Below are 20,233 nucleotides of genomic sequence, written 5' to 3'. Positions count from 1 at the left end.
CCACGACCGCGCTGCGGAGGCCGGGTCAGCCTTCGACCCGTTTCTTGAGTTCTTTGAGGGCCGTATCGGTGATCACCTTCTCGGCCTTGCGTTTGAACATCCCGATCATCGGGATGGTGAGGTCCACGGTCAGCTCGTACACCACCTGGGTGGTGCCGTCGGGCTGCTCGATGAGCTCGTAGGTACCGTCCTGCGCCTTCTGCAGGTCGCCGCTGACCAGTCGCCAGCTCACCGCCCGTCCGTCGGCCCGCCAGGTGTAGGACAGCACGTAGGTGTCCTTGACGACGCCGGCGTCCAGCACGAATTTCGCCGTGCGGGCCCGTCCGTCGGGGAAGGTCTCCAGTACGTCCACCGATCGTGCCGCCGATACCCATTCGGGATACGACGGTAGATCGGCGATGACGGCCATCACCCGATCCGAGGGGGCATCGATGGTGATCGACCTCTGGGTCCGGTCGGCCATGACTGACAGCGTTTCCTTTCGACCTAGCGTGACGGCGCCACACCGGCCGGACGGCCGGCCTCCAGCCGCGATTTCACCTCGAACGACATCTTCTTGCCGGCGACCCGCCGGGAACGGTTGGCGGCCATCAGGGTTCGGGACGAGAGTGCGGCCGCGCCCGGCGGTTCGGCATGCATGAAGTAGTGCAGGATCACCCCGTCCAGCGACGGCTCCAGCCAGACCTCCATGGTGCCGGTCAGCGGCCCGCTGACCGACCAGCGAATTCCCTTGTCACCCCGGTCTTCTCGCACCTCGAGGGTGAGGTCGGGCCACCAGCGGTGCCATCGCGACCGATCGGCCAGGACCTCGGCGACCGCGGCGCCGGGCGCGGCGACGAAGGTCTGGTCGGCCACCTGGATGCTGCTCACGGCTGTGGCTCGCTGCTGCGCTCGCTCATGAAGCCCGAGCCTACTGGGTCGGAGCCCGGAGGCGGTAACGCAGTGCCGAGCCCGCGCGACCTGCCGTCGCGCGCGGCCGGGGCGCCGGCCGGCTCACCGGACGGAGCCGTCGGATCCCAGGACACCGGAATGCGCGCCGGGATCGAGCAGACCGCGCAACCGGCCGCCCAGAACGTCCCAGCGCCACTGGTCGGCGACCCATTCGCGACCGGCGGCGCCCATCCGCGCCGCGGCGTCGCGATCGGACAGGATGTCGACGACGGCGGCGGCCACGGCTCGTTCGTCGCGCCCGTCGACCACCGTGCCGGTGCGGCCCTCGAGAACGGTTTCCGGTGCGCCGCCGGAGTTTCCGGCGACCACGGGCACGCCGGTGGCCGATGCCTCCAGATAGACGATGCCGAGGCCTTCCACGTCGAGCCCGGCGCCGCGGGTGCGCGAGGGCATCGCGAAGACGTCGGCGAGGGTGTGGTGGGCGGCCAGTTCGGCGGCGGGGACGCGACCGGTGAACACCACGTCCGACTCCAGGTCCAGCGCGCGCACCAGCGCGCGCAACTTCTCCTCGTACGGGCCACCGCCCGCAATGACCAGCACCGCGCCGTCGATGCGGCGGCGGATCTCGCGCATCGCCAGAATCAGCATGTCCTGGCCCTTGCGCGGGACCAGCCGCGACAGGCACAGCACCGTGGGCCGCTCGCCCAGGCCGTACCGGGCGCGCAGTTCCGCCCGCGCGGCGGGGTCGGGACGGAAGACGGTGCTGTCCACCCCCGGCGGCAGATATTCCAGGGCAGCCTGGGCGCCGAAGGCCGCGGCGAAGCGGCGGCGCGTGTATTTGCTGACGTAGGTGACGACATCGGTGTGGTCACCGATCACCCGCAGCACCTGCCGGGCGCCCGGCAGCATGGACCAGCCCACCTCGTGGCCGTGGGTGCTGGCGAGGATCCGATCCGCGCCGAAACGGCGCAGCGCCGGCGACATCAGGGCCAGTGGCGCGGCCGCACCGAACCAGACGGTATCGCATCGTTCGTCACGCAGCAGCGTGGCGGCGCGGCGCAGCACCAGCGGGGTCGGCAGCATCAGGGTGGTCGGGTGGCGCACCACCCGGAACGGCTGCTGGGCATCGAACCGCAGATGGGAGTCGCCGCGCCAGCGGGGCGCGTAGACCACGAGGTCCTCCGGCGGCATCCGCAGCGCGAGCGAATGAACATACGACTGGATGCCGCCCGGCCGGGGCGGAAAGTCGTTGGTGATCAACAGCGTGCGGCCCATGGGGGCGAGTCTATGGGTGTGGCCGCCACGTCCGGCGCAACGGGTGTGGCCGCCGCGTCCGGGCTCCTAGGCGGCCACGCGGGCCTTGATCCAGTCGCGCCAGGCGGAGACGAATTCGGTTCGGCCCAGGCCGAGTGTCTCCCGCAGGCCGCGATCCAGCGCGGCCTGGTCCTGGGGGCCGGTGGCGAGCCGGTGGTAGAGCGCCACGAGTTTCGGCTCTCCGAATCGGTCGGCGACGAACGCGTTGGCCGACCAGGCCTGTTCGTAGGCCAGGGCGGCATCGGCGCCGGGGCTCGGCGTGAACGCGGTATCGGACGGCAGGTCCGCGGGCAGCTCACCGGAGCGGGCGCGGGTGGTGACGGTCGGCGCGAGTTGCGCGAAACGCTGCTGATCTCCGCGGTGGCCGCAGTACTCGGCGAACCCTTCCAGCACCCACTGCGGGGAGCCGTCGACGGTCCCGGCCCGGGCGGCGACGTGGGTGAGTTCGTGCCGCAGGGTTTCGCGCAGACCGTCCGGGCCGAGCCGGCGCCCGGCATCGGGCGAGAAAACGATCCGCTGACCGGTGGGCTGGGTGCCGGGTACGAAGGGATCCGACACCGAGGCCGCCGCGACCTGGTCGGACACCGGACCGGTGGCGTGGGTCAGCGCCGCGAATTCGGAACTGCTCGACGCGACGGCCACCACGGCTTCGTGGGCCCAGTCGGTACCCCACACCTGGGAGACCGCCGTGACCGCCGGGCCGGCCTCGCGGGCGAGCTGGTCGACGTCGCCGCGCTGGTACGGATGCCCCAGTACCACCGACAACTTGCCGTCGTCACCCGAAACGTGTTGCGCGACAACGGGTCCGTACGAACTCATGACGCGCCGCAACTCGGGCAGCTGCGGATCGGCGTGCGAGGGCGCGGAATCGGTTTCCGCGGCGGCGGGCACGGTGTGCAGGCCTGTCTTCGGCAGCAGCAGTAGGGCGCCGCCGGCCGCGGTCAGCGCCACCACCACGGCGAGGGTGGCGACGAATTCGAAGCGCCCACGATGCGCCAGCCATGTCCGGACCCGCAACAATCCGCTCATACGACACGATCCTCACGTCGGTGTGATGACTCGCCGCCAGATTCTCGCAGTGTTTACGGCATTCCGATCCAGTATCGGCGCGCGGAATGGAAGGGGGTGTTGCCCATCGGCGCCACCGCGACCGGCACACCGAAAGTGGAGGCGTGCAGGATCATGCCATTTCCGGCGTAGATGCCGACGTGCGAGGCGTCCGAATAGAAGAACACCACGTCGCCGGGCTGCAACGAGTCCCGCGACACCGGCGTGCCGACGGTGGCCTGCGCCTGGCTGGTGCGCGGCAGATCGATACCCACGTGATGGAAAGCCCACTGCACCAGGCCGGAGCAGTCGAACTGATCGGGGCCGGTCGCACCCCAGACGTACGGGTCGCCGACGCGGGTCAATCCCGCGGCCAGCGCGCTCGTACCGCTGCCCGGGACCAGGCCGCGCAGCAGGGTGTCGCGGTCGAAGCCGGGCGGGAACAGCGATCCGGCGAGGGTGGATTTCTCCCCGGCCGAGAGCGCACCCCAGGCCTGGATGACCTGAGCCATCGCGCCCTGCAGATCGGCGCGCTTGTGTTCGAGGTCCGCGCGCACCTGGTCGGCCTTCTGCGCGGCGGCCTGCGCGGCGTCGGAGGCGGATTTGGCGGCGGTTTCGGCGGCGGTGGCCGAATCGGTGGCCTTGGAGAACTGCGTCAGCTGATCGGCGGTCTGCGTGGACAGCACATCCAGCGTCGACATCTGGTCGAGCAACTGCTGCGGGGAATCGGAGACCAGCACCGAGAACAGCCGGTTGGTCCGGGCGCCCTGATAGGCGGCGATCGCGGTCCGGTCCACGGCCGGTTGATATTTGCGCACCTCGGCCTTGGCGGCATCGAGGGCCTGGGTCGCGGTCGCGAGTTTGGCATCGGCGTCGCGGGCCACGCCCTGTTTGGCTTCCAGATCGCCCTGCGCGGCCAGCGCCTGCTGGTTGAGCTGCTCGGACTGATGCGACAACTCGATGAGCCGCTGCACCGCATCACCGGCGGTGGCCGGTTGTTCCGCCGGAGCCGGATCGGCCGTCGCCAAACCACCGGAAGACGCTCCGAACACGAGCGCGCCCACTGCCAGTGAGCCGCCGACCAGGCGTCTGGTTCTGTTGTTGCGTTGCGCGTTGCCCTTGTGCGCTGTCACGGCCTGCCGTGCCCCGTTCTCTCGTCCCGAGCTGGAAACCACGAAGGTCTCGATAAGGTTACGGAACGGCGACCGTCCATGTCCAGCAGGGCACGAAACGATCACGCCGTATAGCCCGAATGCCCGGATCGGCGGTCCGAACTGCGCGGAATGCGCCGATCCGGGCGAGTCGAATCAGTAGCGGCGAGCGCCCGCGACCGGCATCGAGGAGATCGGGGCGACCTTCACCGGCTCACCGGCGGTCGAGGCGTGCACCACGTTGCCGTCGCCGACATAGAGCGCGGAGTGGCTGCCGCCGTAGAAGGACACCACGTCACCGGGCTGCAGCGCGTCCAGCGAGACGGGGGCGCCCTCCTCGAGCTGTTCGTAGCTCGTGCGCGGCAGTTCGCGCCCGGCCTGCTCGTAGGACCACTTCACCAGGCCCGAGCAGTCGAAGGCGTTCGGGCCGGCGGCACCGTACGAGTAGGGGGCACCGACCTTGGACAGGGCGGCATCGGCCGCGCGCTGACCGACGGTCTGCTGCGGCGCGAACGGCGCGGGAGCGATCCCCGGAATCTGAATGCCCGGCGGGACGGCGCCCTGCGGAACGGCGCCGAGGACCTGATCGGGAACATCGAAGGTGCCGACGCCCGGTACGGTGACCGGCGCGGCCGCGGCGGTGGTCGCCGGGAGCAGCAGAGCGCTGAGGGTTGCTGCGCCAACGGCTCCGGCCGCAACGGCCCGGCGGGCGGTACGAGGCAGCCCCTGAACCTGTCGCTTGATCGCCATGATGCGGTACTCCTCATCTGCCCCACGACGCCGCACCCGGTGGTGCGTCGGACTCCGTGAGGTCTCGAAAAGATTACGAGGGCATAACGGTGCGTTGTAAAGCCCGGACGCGCCGACTCAGGTTCAGGTAAGGGACCCCGCTCGACAGCATGCGAGATAGCTCACAGTGATCACGAAACGATAACGACGCCGGTCGCCGGATGCGTTTACCCAGGTGCGTCCCGCCCCAGGATCAGGCGAGCCACCACCGGAGCCGAGAGGCGCTCCGGGCGGGAAACCGCAAGTAACCGAGAGCATGTCGGCCGGAAACCAACCGAACAGTCCGCACGTTTGAGGACCGGCACCGCACAGTCAAGCCCGGCTTCGCCGTCGCCGTCTCAGACCTCGCCCGTTCGCCGCCAACTCATAGCTATACCGAATTACCGTGACCCTGATCACTTTTCGGCATACTCGTGCAATCCGAACCTCGCAGAGCGCAAATCTCGCGCCGGTCCGGCTGCCCGCCGACATCCGGAACGATCCTGTCGGACCCTGCGCCTACGCTGCTCGCCGTGCCCTCCCCCGTCCCGCGACCGGCCCAGCTGGCCCTCGAACTTCCCGGTCACGGCGGTGACGAGCCCGAGATCGCACTGCGCGACGTCACCTTCGTCGTGGTGGACCTCGAGACCACCGGGACCCGGCCCGACGGGGACGCCATCACCGAAATAGGTGCGGTGAAGGTGCGGGCCGGCGAAGTACTCGGCGAATTCGCGACGCTGGTCGATCCCGGCTGCGCGATTCCGCCGCAGATCGTGCAGGTCACCGGCATCACCACCGCGATGGTCCTGGAGGCCCCGCGAATCGAGGCCGTGCTCCCCGGATTTCTCGAATTCGCGTCGGGCGCAGTGCTCGTCGCCCACAACGCGCGCTTCGACATGTCCTTCCTGAAGGCGGCGGCCCAGCGCTGCGAGACCGCATGGCCGGCCTTCCAGGTGCTGTGCACGGTTCAGCTGGCGCGGCGCATTCTCGATCGGGACGAGGCGCCGACGGTGCGGCTCTCGGCGCTGGCTCAGCTCCTCGGCGCCTCCACCCGGCCCACCCACCGCGCCCTCGACGACGCGCGCGCCACCGTCGACGTCCTGCACGCGCTGTTCGAACGGGTGGGCAATCTCGGGGTCCAGACCCTGCCCGAATTGATGGACTATCTGCCCGAGGTCACCCGCCGCCAGCGCTCCAAGCGCATCCTCGCCGCCGATCTGCCCGCCGCACCGGGGGTGTACCTGTTCCGGGGCCCCTCGGAGGAGGTCCTCTATATCGGGACGGCGGTGAATCTGCGCCGGCGCGTGCGCAATTACTTCACCGGCTCCGAAACCCGCACCCGCATGCGGGAAATGGTCATGCTCGCCACCCGCGTCGATCACGTCCGCTGCGCGCACGGACTGGAAGCGGGAGTGCGCGAGCTGCGCCTGCTGGTGGCGCACACCCCGCCCTACAACCGGCGCTCGAAATTCCCCAAGCGCGCTTGGTGGCTGACGATGACCGACGAGCCCTTCCCCCGATTCGCGGTGAGTCGGACTCCCACCGCAGATGCTCTGGGGCCCTTCCATTCCCGCACCGACGCCACCGAGGTCGCGGCAACCCTCGCGGAATACAGCGGACTGCGGACCTGCACGACACGCATCCCCCGCGGCGGGGTGCACGGCGGCGACTGTCCGCCCGCGGCCGTGGGCGGGTGCCCGGCGGCGATCTTCGGCGAGCGGGTGCCGGCCGCACAGTACGCGGCCGCCCCGCGGGCGGTGCGGGATCTGTTCACCGGACGCGACGACGCACCTTTGCGCGCGATCGCCGCCCGCATCGACGAGTACGTCGCCGCAGAGCATTTCGAGGCCGCCGCGCGGCTGCGTGATCGCACCTGCGCCGTGGTGCGGGCGCTACGGCGCACTCAGCGCCTGGCCGCCCTCGCCCGGATCGCCGAGCTGATCGCGGCCCGCCCCGACGGCAGCGGCGGCTGGGAGTTCGCGGTGATCCGCTACGGCCGCCTCGCCGCCGCCGGAACCGCCGCACGCGGTATCCCGCCGATGCCGGTGGTCGAGAGCCTGGTCGCCGCCGCCGAGACGGTCCGCCCGACCACGATCACAGCAAACCCGTCAGCGGAGCCGCGCATCCCCACCGACACGGATGATCTGCACGATCCCGACCACCCGCCGCTGCGCGGCGCCCCACCCGAGGAGACCGGCGTGATCGCCCGCTGGCTCGACCAACCCGGGACCCGCATCGTCCGCACCAGCGACGGCTACCGGGAACCGCGGCTGGGCGCGGGTCCCTGGCTCGCCTGGGTCGAACGTGCCGAGGCGGCCACCCGCGTGGAATCGGCTGCGAGCGAATACCTCACGCGTACCAGCGCGTAGTAGCTCACGGACGGTTTTCACCGGACACCAGGCGCAAAGCGCGGCACTCACTCCCCCAGCGAGAACCCCGCCTCCACATCCGCACTCGAATACGACTTGAAGGCGATATGCGTCGTCGTGCGCAGAACTCCGGCGGTCTTGTTCACCCGGCCGGTCACCACCTCGGCGATCTGTTCGTGATCGCGCACCCGCACCACCGCGATCAAATCGACGTCTCCCGCGCACGAGTAGACCTCGGCGACGCCGTCGAGATCGGCCAGTGCCTGCGCGGTTTCGGGAATCCGGGCCGCCTCGGCGTGGATCAGAACGATCGCGGTAATCATGAGCGCGAGTCTAATTGCGCGCCGCCGACGAGCCCGCACCGTGGCCGTATCGCCGCAGGAACGCGGTCGCCACACGGCACCAGCCGCACATGACACGGCCGCACATACGACGGAGCCCCGAGCCGAATGATCGACTCGGGGCTCCGAAACAGCGAACTCAGTGGCTGTGCTTGCCGCCGCTGCCGCTGGTCTGCTCCTGGTAGGTGGCCAGGACCTCCAGCTGCTTGTGCTCGGCCTCGTGCTCGCTCGCGGTGAGCGCCTCGGCCTCGGCGGGCGGATCGGCCCGCAGGAACGAACCCGAACCCGGCTTGCCGGCCCAGCCCAGCTTGTTCATCTTCTTCGGCACCGGCGCGCCCTGGTACTCCAGCGGAATCGGGTGGCCGTGGGCGTCGACCGGGCCCAGCGGCTGGTGCACCTCGATGTACTCACCGTGCGGCAGGCGCTTGATCACACCGGTCTCGATGCCGTGCTCGAGGACCGTGCGGTCGGCGCGCTGCAGGCCCAGGCACAACCGGTACGCCAGGAAGTAGGCGATCGGCGGCGCGAGGAGCAGGGCGATGCGGAAGAACCAGGTCGTCGCGTTCAGCGACACGTCGAACTTCAGCGCGATGATGTCGTTGACACAGGCCAGGGTCAGCACCAGGTAGAAGGCGATGGCCATGGCGCCGATCGCGGTGCGCACCGGCACGTCACGCGGACGCTGCAGGATGTTGTGGTGCACCGTGTCGCCGGTGAGGCGCTTCTCGATCCACGGGTAGGCGATCAGCACCGCGAACACCAGACCCATGATCAACGCGACCCAGAACGGAGCCGGAACGGTGTAGCGGCCCAGATACAGCTCCCACGGCGGCATCAGACGGGCCATACCGTCGGTCCACATCATGTAGAAGTCGGGCTGCGAACCGGCCGAGACCTGTGACGGGTTGTAGGGACCCAGGTTCCAGATCGGGTTGATCTGCAGCACACCACCCATGACGGCGAGCACGCCCAGGGTGAACATGAAGAACGCGCCCTGGTCGGCGGCGAACACCGGCACGATGCGGGCACCGACCACGTTGTTCTCGGTGCGGCCCGGTCCGGGGAACTGGGTGTGCTTCTGGTACCAGACGATCGCCACGTGCGCCGCGATCAGCGCCAGCATGATGCCCGGGAAGAGCAGCACGTGCGCGATGTACAGACGCGGGATGATGATCGTGCCCGGGAAGTCACCGCCGAAGATCAGCCAGTGCATCCAGGTGCCGACCAGCGGAATACCCATGGTGATACCACCGAAGGCGGCCCGCAGACCGGTACCCGACAGCAGGTCGTCGGGCAGCGAGTAGCCGAAGAAGCCCTCGAACATCGCCAGGATCAGCAGCAGCGAGCCGATAACCCAGTTCGCCTCACGCGGCTTGCGGAACGCGCCGGTGAAGAAGATGCGGAACAGGTGGATGATGATCGAGCACGCGAACAGCAGCGCCGCCCAGTGGTGCACCTGGCGGACGAACAGACCGCCGCGCACCTCGAAGGAGATGTTCAGCGCCGTCTCGTACGCCCGCGACATGGTGACGCCGCGCAGCGGCTGGTAGGCGCCGTGGTAGACGACCTCGCTCATCGACGGATCGAAGAACAGCGTCAGGTAGATACCCGACAGGATCAGGATGATGAAGGCGTAGAGCGCGATCTCACCCAGCAGGAACGACCAGTGGGTCGGGAAGACCTTGTTGATCGACCGTTTCACGAACGCCGCGGCACGGTACCGCTCGTCCATCTCGTTGGCCTGTGCGACCACTTTGCTCGGACTCATGAACGACGCTCCCAGAAGGCCGGACCGAGCGGCTCGATGAAGTCGCCGTTGGCGACCAGGTAGCCGTCGGTGTTGACGGTGATGGGCAGCTGCGGCAGCGCGCGGGCGGCGGGACCGAAGATCGGCTTACCCCACTCGGTCGCCGAGAACTGCGACTGATGGCACGGGCACAGGATCCGGTTGGTCTGCTGCTCGAACAGCGAGGTCGGGCAGCCCAGGTGAGTGCAGATCTTCGAGTACGCCCAGTAGTCACCGAAGTTGAAGCTCTCCTGGCCCCTGCGCTTGATCGCCTTCTGCCCGTCCTCCGGGCGCAGGCGGATCAACATGACCGCGTTACGGATGCCACGCAGCGACTGGAGGGTCTCCTCCTCGTTGCCGCGCCACTCCTCTTTCCACGGGAACACGGTCTCCATGGCGCCGGCGTCGAGGTCCTCCGGCCGCACCAGCACGATGTCCTCGGGCCGGCCGGTGTCCTTGCGCAGGTAGATCGTCTGGCCCGGGAAGTCCGGAGTCCAGCCCGACACCCACAGCGGGGACTTCATGCCCTTGGCCCACGGGTTCTTGATCATGCCGCCGACGAACAGGAACAGTGCGCCGATACCCAGCACACCCACGCCCAGTCCGGCGGTACGGGTGATCATCTTGCGACGTCCCAGCGTCGAGGTCTCCAGCGCGTCCGACAGCTGCGCGCCCAGGGTGCGCCGGTCGACCTCGTCGGAGGGACCGTCGTGGCGGGTCTGGATGGAGATCTCGTTCGGGACGAACTTCTTGCGGATGATGACGGCGGCGACACCGATGGCCAGCACCGCGATACCCAGCAGCAGGCCGTAGAGCGGCGTGGCCAGCGAGTACAGGCCGTTGCCGTCCTCGTTGCGGCCCTTGTACTCCCAGGGCCAGAACAGGAAGACTCCGATCAGCCCGGCCGCCGCGAGGGCGGAGATGGCGAACCAGAACGTCACGTGCCGCTCGGCGCGCTTCTCCGCGCGTGTGCCCGGAACCGGCCAGCGCGGAGCGCGGTAGACGACGTCGACGCCGTCGCGCGCGGTACCGAGTTCGACCAGCTCGGCGGTCGACATCGCGTCGAGCTGCTCCTCGGTGGGGTTCAGGTTCACGCCCTTACCGCCGCCATCCTCAGGCCGGCTCATCTCGTTTCGCTCCTGTTCGCTCATGATCGCGATCCGATCCACATCGCGGCGCCGACCAGCACGATGATGCCGGCGACCCAGATGGCGATGGCCTCGGTCGCGGGACCGAAACCGCCCAGGCCGTATCCGGCCTCCGGCTTGGTCTCGGTGCGGTCCTTCACATAGGCCACGATGTCACGCTTCTCCTCCGGAGACAGCTGCCGGTCGGAGAATTTCGGCATGTTCTGCGGGCCGGTGAGCATCGCGGTGTAGATCTGCTGCGCGTTGGCCGGCTCCAGCGGCGGCGCGAACTTGCCGGAGGACAGCGCACCGCCCTTACCGGTGAAGTTGTGGCAGGAAGCGCAGTTGAGGCGGAACAACTCGCCACCGCGTCCCAGGTCGGCGCCCTTGATGAGGGAATCCTGCGCGATCTCGCCGTTCGGGTCGCGAACCACGGTCGGGCCGCCGCCGTTGGCCGCCACGTACGCGCCCAGCGCGTCGGTCTGGCGGGCGTCGAACTTCGGGGGCTTGCGCTGGATCTGCGCGCCGTTACCCGCGGCGGGCATGCGACCGGTGGACACCTGGAAGTAGACCGCCGCCTCGCCGACACCGATCAGGCTGGGGCCGCGGTCCTGCACACCCTGGAGGTTGGCGCCGTGACAGGTGATGCAGGAGGTCTCGTAGATCTGCTTACCCTCGCGGATCAGCGCCGACTGATCCTCGTTGGCCGTCGCGACCTGTGCGTGCGGGGTGAGCGCCGATGCCGCGAAGCCGGCTCCGACGAGGCCCATCAGAAGAACCAGACCACCGGCGAGCTTGCGGCGCATCCGGCGCTGCTTGCGGGTCTTGATGGCCTGGTTGTTCTCAGCGCTGCCGATCCCGCTCGTGGGATCTGGCGCTGACGGGGGAGATGAACTCATCTGTGTCCCTTTGGAGTAGACGGAACCGACTTGTGCAAAGTGTGTATTTGTCGCGGACCGCGCGTGACGGCCGCCGCCCGGCTAGCGGACGAAGTAGATCGTGGCGAACAGCCCGATCCAGACGATGTCGACGAAGTGCCAGTAGTAGGAGACGACGATGGCCGCGGTGGCCTGCGCCGGCGTGAACTTACTGACCTTGGTGCGAATCAGCAGGAAGATGAACGCGATGAGACCGCCGATGACGTGCAGACCGTGGAAGCCGGTGGTGATGAAGAACACCGAGCCGTAGATGCTGCTCGAGATGGTGGTGCCCTCTTGGTAGAGCGCGTGGTACTCGGTGCCCTGACCGGCCACGAAGAACGCGCCCATGAAGAAGGTGAGCAGGTACCAGCGGCGCAGGCCGAAGACATCGCCGCGCTCGGCCGAGAACACACCCATCTGGCAGGTGAACGAGGAGGCGATCAGCACGGCCGTGACCGGCACGGCGAGCTTGAGGTTCAGCTCGGTCGGTTCCGGCGGCCAGTTGCCATGAGCCTGGGCACGAGCGACGAAGTACATGGCGAAGAGGCCGGCGAAGAACATCAGCTCGCTCGACAGCCAGATGATGGTTCCGACGCTGACCATGTTGGGCCGGTTCAGCGAATGCACACGCTGAGTAATGGCCGATCCTGGGGTCCCTACTGCGGTCGTCACGCCGGTAAGTATGACTCGTCGTAGTACGACAGGCGTAGCCGGGTGCGAATTCGGGGTGTCGGACTCGGAATCATCAGCGCGCGTGCGGGTCTGGAGCCCGGTTCGGCGTGTCCGGTGAACCCGCAGGTCGGGCGTCGATGCGACCACGGTGACCAGCGGAAATCCCGAGTATGCGATGCTGCGTCGACGCGCGGAGGAAGGCGGGTGGCATGGGAATTCGATCGGTGTGGCAGCGGCTGTCGGGCCGGGGTGCGGCGACGGAATTGGATCCGGCGCGAACGGATCTGATGGTCGTCGTGTCCAGTTTCGACGATGCCGAAGCCTGCTCGAGCGCGCTCGCGCGGGCGAGCGGATGGCGCGCCGAGGAGCAGGCCCTGCTACGCCATCACCTGCGCATCCCGGCCACCGCCCGGGACGAGGTCGTCGACATCGCCGCCCAGGACGGCTACTCCCCCGCCGCGACGTCCGAGGCTTCCGATCCGACCGGCAGTCATATCGAATTGGTATTACAGCGGGTGCAGATCCTGGACGCGCTGCACTGCTCGCAAGAACGGTCGCGGATGGCCGGATTGGCGCAGCGGCACGAGGGCACGGCGGTGGGCTGGGACGCACTACAGCCGAGCGGAATCGAGCCGGGATCTCCGTAATCTTCTTCCGTAACGCCGAGAACAAAGAAATTGCCTCCGCCGATTAGGCTGCTAGCCGGGCGGCCGACGACGATCCGACGGCCCCCACGCCCGCGCGGACGAGCGATGCGGGTGTCCGATCGCGAACGGGAGATGTGATGAGCGCGCGCAGCTGGCCCGAGATTCTCGGTGCCCTGACCGACGGGGTCGATCTGACCGCGGAGGAGGCGGCGTGGGCGATCGACGAGATCTTCTCCGACAACGCCACCCAGGCGCAGATCGCGGCCTTCGGCGTGGCCATCAAAATGAAGGGCCCCACCGCGATCGAGCTGTCCGGCCTGGCGACCGGGATGTTGAGCCACGCGCGGCGGGTGTCGCTCGATATGGGCGCGGTCGACATCGTCGGCACCGGCGGCGACCGCTCCGGCACGGTCAATATCTCCACGATGTCCTCGATCGTGGTGTCCGCGGCGGGCATTCCGGTGGTCAAGCACGGTAATCGGGCGGCGTCGTCGAAGAGCGGCGGCGCGGACGTGCTCGAGGCGCTGGGTGTGCGGATCGCGTTGAGCCCGGAGTCGGTGGCCCAGTGTGTGCGCGAGGTGGGCATCGGCTTCTGCTTCGCCCCGCTGTTTCATCCGGCGCTGCGGTTCGCCGGTCCGGCGCGCAAGGAGATCGGCATTCCGACGGTCTTCAACGTGCTCGGCCCGCTGACCAATCCGGCGCAGCCGAGCGCGGGCCTGATCGGATGCGCCTTCGCCGAGCTCGTCCCCGTGATCGCCGGGGCGTTCGCCGAACGCGGCGCCAATGCGCTGGTGGTGCGCGGAAACGACGGCCTCGACGAGATCACCACCGCCGATACCACCGATGTGTGGGTCGTCGCCGCGGGTGAGAAGTACGAGACCGTCATCGATCCGACGCTCCTGGGCATCCCCCGCGTGGATCCGGCGGCACTGCGCGGCGGCGATGCGACCGTCAACGCCGCGATCGCCCGCGACATGTTCAACGGCGCCCCGGGGCCCGTCCGCGACGCGGTCCTGCTCAACTCCGCCGCCGCGATCGTGGCATTCGAGCTGACCCCCGAGACCGCCCGCACCGACATCCACGAGTTGCTGCGCCCCGCCCTGGAGCGGGCGGCCGCCTCGGTCGATTCGGGCGCCGCCACTCAACTCCTGGACCGCTGGGTGAAGGTGAGCAACGAACTCGGCGAGTGAGAGCGCGGCGCGCGCGACAATCCGGCCCGTGCCAGACCATTGCCCGAGACGACATGATCGACGACCCCGCGACGGGAGCGGACCGAATTCCGCCCCGCCGCGGCCCACGCTCACTTCAGGTAGCGCACGATGCTTTCCGCGACGCACGCGGGCTTGTCCGCCCCGTCCAGTTCGATGGTGACGGTCCGCACCGCCTGGATGCCACCGGGGATCTCGGAGACCGAGTCCAGGTGGACGCGGGCGCGGATGCGGCCGCCCGACGGCACCGGCGTGATGAAGCGAACCTTGTTGAGCCCGTAGTTGATTCCCATCGTGATGCCGCCCACCGTGGTCGCCTGGTTGCTCAGCGGCACCAGCAGCGACAGGGTGAGGAATCCGTGCGCGATGGTGTGTCCGTAGGGGCCCTGCGCGGCCTTCTCGGCGTCGACGTGGATCCACTGGTGGTCGCCGGTGGCGTCGGCGAAGGTATCGATGCGGTCCTGGTCGACCTGCAACCAGTCGCTGACACCGAGTTCGGTGCCCACGGCCGCGGCGAGTGCGTCCAGATCGGCGAAATCGGTCATGTCCGGTCCCTTCCCTGCTGCCGGGGCGTTGCGCCGGCAGCTCACATGAAACGTTGTTTCAGTTCGCGTTTGAGCACCTTGTGCGTCGGCCCGAGCGGCAACTCGGAGACGAACTCCACCCGCCGCGCGTATTTGTACCGTGCCACATGCTCACGGCCGTAGGCGATGACTTCCTCGGCGCTGATCTCACCGGCCGGCACGACGACCGCCACGATCTCCTCGCCGTAGTTCTCGTCCGGCACTCCGATCACCGCCACCTGCGCGATCCTCGGATGCCGCAGCAGCGCCTCCTCCACTTCGGTGGGATAGACGTTGAATCCGCCGCGGATGATCATCTCCTTGATCCGGTCGACGATCCGCAGATATCCCTGTTCGTCGCGCACGCCGAGGTCGCCGGTGCGGAACCAGCCGTCGACCACGGCCCGCACGCTCGCCTCCGGATTGCCGGTGTAGCCGCTGAACACGTTGTGCCCGCGCACCACCACCTCTCCGACGCTGCCGGTCGGTAGCAACTCGATGCGATCGGTGACGCCGGGATCGGCGATCTCCACGTCCACGCCCCACACCGGATGTCCGACGGTGCCGGCGCGCGGCCCGAAGACCGGCTGGTTCACCGCCGCGGTCGGTGAGGTCTCCGAAAGCCCGTACCCCTCGAGGATCCGCGCGTCGAACACCTCCTCGAACCGTTCCAGCACCGGCAGCGGCAGTGCCGCGCCCCCGGAGATGCACAGCCGCAGTGCGGGGAGTTCGGCGGCGCCGGCGGCCGCCTCGATCAGTCCGTGATACATCGTCGGGACGCCGTGGAAGGTGTTCACGCGTTCGGTCACCATGAGCCGAATCGCCTCGGGCGCGGTGAATCTCGGCATCAGCACGAGGGTCGCGCCGACCCGCCAGGTGGAGTTCATCGAGACGGTCTGCCCGAATACGTGGAACAGCGGCAGCGCGCCGAGGGCCACATCGTCGCGGTGCACATCGTTGGCGTCGAAGGCGTTCACGGTGGCGCACATGACCATATTGAGATGGCTCAGCTCCGCCCCCTTGGGCCGGCCGGTGGTCCCGCTGGTGTAGAACACCACGGCGGTATCCAGCGGCGAGCGCGGAACGAACAGCGCGATCGCCTCGCCCGTCAGGCTGTCCGGGCGCACGCAGCCGATGCCGACCCGGCGGGCCGCTTCCGCCCCGACCGATTCCACCTGTGGATGGCAGATCAGCAGCGTCGCCCCGCTGTCGCGCAGGACGAATTCGGCCTCGTCGGCGGTGAGCAGCAGATGCACCGGCACCACCGTCGCCCCCGCCGCGAGGATCGCGTAGTAGGCTCGGGGAAAGTCGGCCGTATTCGGGCACATCAGCGCGACCCGATCCCCCGGCCGGATCCCACGCTCGATCAACGCGCCAGCCTGTTCCCTTGCCGCACACCACAATTCGGCGAAGGTGAGCCGATGCTCGCCCTCGATGAGCGCCACGTGCCCGGGCCGGCGCCGCGCCGGTTCGGCGAGGATGCTCGCCAGCGACAGCGTCGCGTTCACAGCCCCATATCCTTGGCGATGATCATCTTCATGACCTCGTTCGTCCCGCCGTAGATGCGATTGACCCGATTGTCGGCATAGAGCCGGGCGATCGGATATTCGTTGATGAAGCCGTAGCCGCCGTGCAATTGCAGGCAGCGGTCGATGACGCGCGCGGCGACCTCGGTGCAGAACAGCTTCGCCGAGGCGGCGTCGGCCGCACTGAGTTCACCGGCGTCGAGGGCCTCGAGGGCCCGGTCCACCACGGCCTCGGCCGCGTCGACCTCGGCCTTGCAGGCGGCGAGCTCGAACTTGGTGTTCTGGAACGAGGCGACGGGTTTGCCGAAGACGTTGCGCTGCTGGGTGTATTCCTGCGCGAACCGCACCGCGGCCGCCGCCTGGGCGTAGGCGCCGGCGGCGATGGAGAGCCGCTCCTGGGGCAGATTCTGGCCCAGGTAGGAGAAGCCCTTGTTCTCCTCGCCCAGCAGGTCCTCGACCGGCACCCGGACATCGGTGAAGTTCAGCTCGGCGGTATCGGAGGCCCGCAGCCCCAGCTTGTCGAGCTTGCGGCCGATCGTGTAGCCCGGTGACTTCGTGTCGACCACGAGCAGGGAGATGCCGAAGCGGCGGTCGTCCTCGCGGGGCGGCGCGGTGCGGGCGCAGACGATCACCCGGTCGGCGTTCACGCCACCGGTGATGAAGGTCTTGGCGCCGTTGAGCACGTAGTGCGTGCCGTCCTCGGAAAGCTTGGCGGTGGTGCGCATTCCGGCCAGATCCGACCCGGTGCCGGGTTCGGTCATGGCGATGGCGAACATGATCTCGCCGGCGGCGAATCCGGGCAGCCAGCGCTGTTTCTGTTCCTCGGTGGCGAGCTTCTTCAGATACGGCAGGCACAGCCCGACGTGGACGCTGGATCCGCCGAACGACACACCAGCGCGTGCCGTCTCCTCCATGAGGATGGTCTGGAATTTGAACGAGTCGATGCCGGCGCCGCCGTATTCCTCGGGCACCTCGATGCCGAAGATGCCCAATTCGGCGAGTTTGTAATAGAAATCGCGGGGCACGATGCCCGCCTCCAGCCACGTGTCGTAGACCGGGACCACTTCGGTCTCGACGAATTTGCGGACCGTGCCGCGGAAGGTGTCGTGGTCCTCGGTAAAGCTGGTTCTGCGCATGATGTTCTCCTGGAACGGTTTCAGAGCCGACGGCCGCCGTCGACGTAGATGGTCTGGCCGGTGATGAAGGACGCCTCGTCGGAGGCGAGGAAGGCGACGGTGTTCGCGATGTCGTCGGGGCGGCCGACCCGGCGCACCGGAGTGATCTCGGCCGATTTCGCCTGCCACTCCTCGACCGACACGCCGACGCGGGCAGCGGTGGCGGCGGTCATCTCGGTGACGATGAAGCCCGGCGCGACCGCGTTGACGTTGATGCCGTAGGGGCCCAGCTCGATCGCCAGGGTGCGGGTGAGTCCCTGAATGCCCATCTTGGCGGCCGAGTAGTTGGCCTGGCCGCGGTTGCCGAGCGCCGAGACACTGGAGGTGTTGACGATCTTACCGTAGCGGCGGGCGACCATATGCCGTTGTGCCGCACGGGAACACAGGAACGCGCCGCGCAGGTGTACCGACATCACGGTGTCCCAGTCGTCGGCCGACATCTTGAACAGCAGGTTGTCGCGCAGCACGCCGGCGTTGTTGACCAGGATGTCGAGCGACCCCAGCTCCGCGGCGACCCGATCGAAGGCGGCGTCGACGCTCGCCTCGTCGGTGACATCGCAGGCCAGCGGGACGGCCACCCCACCGGCGGCGACGATCTCGTCCGCGGTTGTCTTGCAGGCGTTCTCGTCGAGGTCGGCGATGGCCACGGCCGCACCGTCGGCGGCCAGGCGGGCCGCGGTGGCCGCACCGATACCCCGGGCGGCCCCGGTCACCACCGCCACTCTGCGCTGATCTGTCATCGAATTCTCTCCTCGAAATCGGTTGTCACACGAAGGCGTTCACGCCGGTGAGGGCGCGGCCGATGAGTAGCTTCTGGATCTGGCTGGTGCCTTCGTAGAGGGTGAGCACCCGCGCGTCGCGCAGATACTTCGACACCGGGTATTCGTCGATGTACCCGTATCCGCCGAATACCTGAATGGCGTTGTTGGCCGCCTTCACCGCGGCCTCACTGGCGAACAGCTTCGCCACCGACGCCTCGGTACCGAACGGTTCGCCGCGATCGACCAGGTCGGCGACCCGCCAGGCCAGCAGCCGCGCGGCCTCCACATCGACGGCGATATCGGCGATCAATTCTTGAACGAGCTGGTAGGAGGCGATCGGTTTACCGAACTGTTCGCGTTCCCCCGCATAGCGCACGGCGGCCTCGAGGCAGGCGCGGGCGACCCCGACACATCCCGCGGCCACGCCCATGCGCCCCTTGTCGAGGGCGGCCATCGCGATCCGGAACCCCTGCCCCTCGCCGCCGAGTCGCGCCGAATCCGGCACCCGCACCCCGTCGAGCACGATCTCCGCGGTCGCCTGTCCGCGCAGACCGAGTTTGCCCTTGATCTCGGTGCGGCCGAAACCCGTCGCGTCCGTGGGCACGAGGAACGCGGTGACCCCCTTGGGTCCCGGTTCGCCGGTGCGCGCGAAGATCAGCGCGATATCGGCCCAGGTGCCGTTGGTGATGAACATCTTGGTGCCCGAGAGCACCCAGTCCTCGCCGTCGCGCACGGCACGGGTGGTCAGATTCGCCGCGTCGGACCCGGTGCCCGGTTCGGTGAGGCCGAAGCAGCCCAGCGACTCTCCCGCGCACAAGCGCGGCAGCCAGTGCTGTTTCTGCTGTTCGCTGCCGTAGCTCACGAGTGATTTCCCGACCAGCCCGAGCGAGACCGACACGATGCCGCGCACCGAGCTGTCGCCGCGGCCGAGCTCCTCGAGCAGCAGGCAGTACGACAGCGCGTCACCACCCGAGCCGCCGTACTCCTCCGGGATCTCGATACCGAGAAAGCCCATGTCGCCGAGCTTGCGCACGATCGCGGTATCCACCGATTCGGCGCGATCCCAGGCCGCGGCGTAGGGTACGACCTCCTTGTCGACCCAGGCGCGGGCAACCTCGCGCAGCTCGCGGTGGGCATCGCCGAGTTGCAGATCCATGACGGAAAACTCCCAACCGAACGTTGTTAGGTATCTATTGTCACGATAAACTAACAGCGTTCGGATGTTCAAGGCCCCGGTGCCCGACGGTGTAGGTTGACTCGGCACGGTCCGGTTTCGCGGCGAAGGAGGTGGCGAGGATGCCTCGGCCACGGGTACCGCTATTGAGTCGCGAACGCATCCGCGAGACGGCACTGGAATTGATCGACCGCGACGGACTACCCGAGCTCTCAATGCGGAAACTGGCCGCCGAGCTGGGCGTTCAGGCGGCCTCGCTGTACGGCCACTACCCCACCAAGGACGATCTGCTCGACGATATCGCCGCCGGCATCATGTCCCATGTGGACGCCTCGGCCTTCGAAACCGCCGACTGGCGCACCGGCCTGATCTCGTGGGCGCGTTCCTACCGCGCCGCCCTGGTCCGCCACCCCAACTTCGTCCCCTACCTGGCCTCGGGCCCCGGTAAGCGCGAGGAGAATCTGCGCGCGGCCGACGCCGTGCACGGCGGCCTGGTCGGCGCCGGCTGGCCACCCCGCCAGGCCACCATGATCGGCGCGGCCACCCGCTACGTGGTGATGGGTTCGACCATCGGCTCGTTCTCCCGCGGCTTCGTCGACGACGTCCAGGTCTATCGCGACCGTTACCCGCATCTGGAACAGGCGCACCTGCTGCGCGCCAAGGCCGACGAAATCGACTCGGAGAGTTTCGAATTGGCGCTGGAATCGTTCGTCACGGGCCTGGAGATCCGCTTCGCCGCCATCCAGCAGCGCCGCGCCCGCCGCCGCGAGAAATCCGCCGAGGTCTGACCCCC

Annotated in this window: 20 protein-coding genes; 4 read left to right on the top strand and 16 right to left on the bottom strand. The window is 68.5% G+C overall.

The annotated features are described in order from the left end of the window. Positions 1-25: 25 nt before the first annotated feature. From ACPCUW_RS27570 to ACPCUW_RS27545, 6 genes are all read right to left on the bottom strand, one after another. Positions 26-463: an SRPBCC family protein gene (locus tag ACPCUW_RS27570; RefSeq protein ID WP_423428055.1), complete on the bottom strand. Its 438-nt coding sequence runs from the start codon at positions 461-463 to the stop codon at positions 26-28. 23 nt (positions 464-486) lie between these two features. Then, the gene (locus tag ACPCUW_RS27565) at positions 487-870 is read right to left on the bottom strand and encodes a polyketide cyclase / dehydrase and lipid transport (protein WP_423428054.1); all 384 of its coding nucleotides are present in this window, start codon (positions 868-870) and stop codon (positions 487-489) included. Positions 871-993: 123 nt separating this feature from the next. Continuing rightward, on the bottom strand, positions 994-2,166 hold the full coding sequence (locus ACPCUW_RS27560) for a glycosyltransferase family 4 protein (RefSeq protein ID WP_064908151.1): 1,173 nt from the start codon (positions 2,164-2,166) through the stop codon (positions 994-996). 66 nt (positions 2,167-2,232) lie between these two features. Next, the gene (locus ACPCUW_RS27555) at positions 2,233-3,234 is read right to left on the bottom strand and encodes a hypothetical protein (RefSeq protein ID WP_064901523.1); all 1,002 of its coding nucleotides are present in this window, start codon (positions 3,232-3,234) and stop codon (positions 2,233-2,235) included. Positions 3,235-3,287: 53 nt separating this feature from the next. Next, a complete protein-coding gene (locus ACPCUW_RS27550) occupies positions 3,288-4,385 on the bottom strand; it encodes an NlpC/P60 family protein (RefSeq protein ID WP_030514750.1) in 1,098 nt (365 codons plus the stop codon). Positions 4,386-4,559: 174 nt separating this feature from the next. Continuing rightward, complete coding sequence (locus ACPCUW_RS27545; RefSeq protein ID WP_063017254.1) at positions 4,560-5,153, bottom strand: C40 family peptidase; 594 nt, start codon at positions 5,151-5,153, stop codon at positions 4,560-4,562. Between the two features lie 551 nt (positions 5,154-5,704). On the opposite strand from ACPCUW_RS27545, the gene ACPCUW_RS27540 reads away from it, so the two are divergent. Beyond that, positions 5,705-7,540 carry a DEDD exonuclease domain-containing protein gene (locus tag ACPCUW_RS27540; RefSeq protein ID WP_082976340.1) on the top strand — a complete coding sequence of 612 codons (1,836 nt, stop codon included), beginning with the start codon at positions 5,705-5,707 and terminating at the stop codon, positions 7,538-7,540. Between the two features lie 47 nt (positions 7,541-7,587). Here the strand turns inward: ACPCUW_RS27540 and ACPCUW_RS27535 are convergent, their stop codons facing one another. From ACPCUW_RS27535 to ACPCUW_RS27515, 5 genes are all read right to left on the bottom strand, one after another. After that, the gene (locus ACPCUW_RS27535) at positions 7,588-7,863 is read right to left on the bottom strand and encodes an Lrp/AsnC family transcriptional regulator (RefSeq protein ID WP_036500227.1); all 276 of its coding nucleotides are present in this window, start codon (positions 7,861-7,863) and stop codon (positions 7,588-7,590) included. Positions 7,864-8,020: 157 nt separating this feature from the next. Continuing rightward, a complete protein-coding gene (locus ACPCUW_RS27530) occupies positions 8,021-9,649 on the bottom strand; it encodes a cytochrome b (protein ID WP_063017252.1) in 1,629 nt (542 codons plus the stop codon). Next, on the bottom strand, positions 9,646-10,794 hold the full coding sequence (locus ACPCUW_RS27525; protein ID WP_063017294.1) for a ubiquinol-cytochrome c reductase iron-sulfur subunit: 1,149 nt from the start codon (positions 10,792-10,794) through the stop codon (positions 9,646-9,648). Before ACPCUW_RS27525 ends, ACPCUW_RS27530 begins: the two co-directional genes overlap by 4 nt. Positions 10,795-10,814: 20 nt before the next feature. Next, a complete protein-coding gene (locus ACPCUW_RS27520; RefSeq protein ID WP_063017250.1) occupies positions 10,815-11,693 on the bottom strand; it encodes a cytochrome c in 879 nt (292 codons plus the stop codon). A gap of 81 nt (positions 11,694-11,774) precedes the next feature. Next, positions 11,775-12,386 (bottom strand): cytochrome c oxidase subunit 3, encoded by a 612-nt coding sequence (locus ACPCUW_RS27515; protein WP_082857314.1) that lies wholly within the window; start codon positions 12,384-12,386, stop codon positions 11,775-11,777. A gap of 209 nt (positions 12,387-12,595) precedes the next feature. Here ACPCUW_RS27515 and ACPCUW_RS27510 point away from each other — a divergent pair, with 209 nt between their 5' ends. Both ACPCUW_RS27510 and trpD read left to right on the top strand, forming a co-directional pair. Then, a complete protein-coding gene (locus ACPCUW_RS27510) occupies positions 12,596-13,033 on the top strand; it encodes a hypothetical protein (protein WP_063017248.1) in 438 nt (145 codons plus the stop codon). Between the two features lie 137 nt (positions 13,034-13,170). Continuing rightward, positions 13,171-14,223: an anthranilate phosphoribosyltransferase gene (gene trpD, locus ACPCUW_RS27505; RefSeq protein WP_423428049.1), complete on the top strand. Its 1,053-nt coding sequence runs from the start codon at positions 13,171-13,173 to the stop codon at positions 14,221-14,223. A gap of 110 nt (positions 14,224-14,333) precedes the next feature. On the opposite strand, the gene ACPCUW_RS27500 is transcribed toward trpD, so the two are convergent. From ACPCUW_RS27500 to ACPCUW_RS27480, 5 genes are read right to left on the bottom strand one after another with little or no spacing between them, the layout of a single operon-like run. Beyond that, positions 14,334-14,786, bottom strand: coding sequence for a MaoC family dehydratase (locus tag ACPCUW_RS27500; RefSeq protein ID WP_063017243.1), 453 nt, complete (start codon positions 14,784-14,786; stop codon positions 14,334-14,336). Between the two features lie 41 nt (positions 14,787-14,827). Next, entirely contained in the window at positions 14,828-16,312 is a 1,485-nt protein-coding gene (locus ACPCUW_RS27495; RefSeq protein ID WP_423428047.1) for a long-chain-fatty-acid--CoA ligase, read from the bottom strand. Further along, the gene (locus ACPCUW_RS27490) at positions 16,309-17,466 is read right to left on the bottom strand and encodes an acyl-CoA dehydrogenase family protein (protein ID WP_423428045.1); all 1,158 of its coding nucleotides are present in this window, start codon (positions 17,464-17,466) and stop codon (positions 16,309-16,311) included. Before ACPCUW_RS27490 ends, ACPCUW_RS27495 begins: the two co-directional genes overlap by 4 nt. Positions 17,467-17,486: 20 nt before the next feature. Beyond that, complete coding sequence (gene fabG / locus ACPCUW_RS27485; RefSeq protein WP_030514763.1) at positions 17,487-18,245, bottom strand: 3-oxoacyl-ACP reductase FabG; 759 nt, start codon at positions 18,243-18,245, stop codon at positions 17,487-17,489. Between the two features lie 25 nt (positions 18,246-18,270). Then, positions 18,271-19,422 carry an acyl-CoA dehydrogenase family protein gene (locus ACPCUW_RS27480; protein ID WP_423428043.1) on the bottom strand — a complete coding sequence of 384 codons (1,152 nt, stop codon included), beginning with the start codon at positions 19,420-19,422 and terminating at the stop codon, positions 18,271-18,273. A gap of 140 nt (positions 19,423-19,562) precedes the next feature. Here ACPCUW_RS27480 and ACPCUW_RS27475 point away from each other — a divergent pair, with 140 nt between their 5' ends. Continuing rightward, positions 19,563-20,228 carry a TetR/AcrR family transcriptional regulator gene (locus tag ACPCUW_RS27475; protein WP_036523997.1) on the top strand — a complete coding sequence of 222 codons (666 nt, stop codon included), beginning with the start codon at positions 19,563-19,565 and terminating at the stop codon, positions 20,226-20,228. The last annotated feature ends 5 nt before the right edge of the window (positions 20,229-20,233 follow it).

This window comes from Nocardia sp. AB354 (assembly GCF_049538315.1).
GTDB classification, from domain to species: Bacteria; Actinomycetota; Actinomycetes; order Mycobacteriales; family Mycobacteriaceae; genus Nocardia; species Nocardia nova.
Note: the sequence above shows the minus strand (reverse complement) of the source record. Positions and strands in the feature narration are given on the sequence as shown.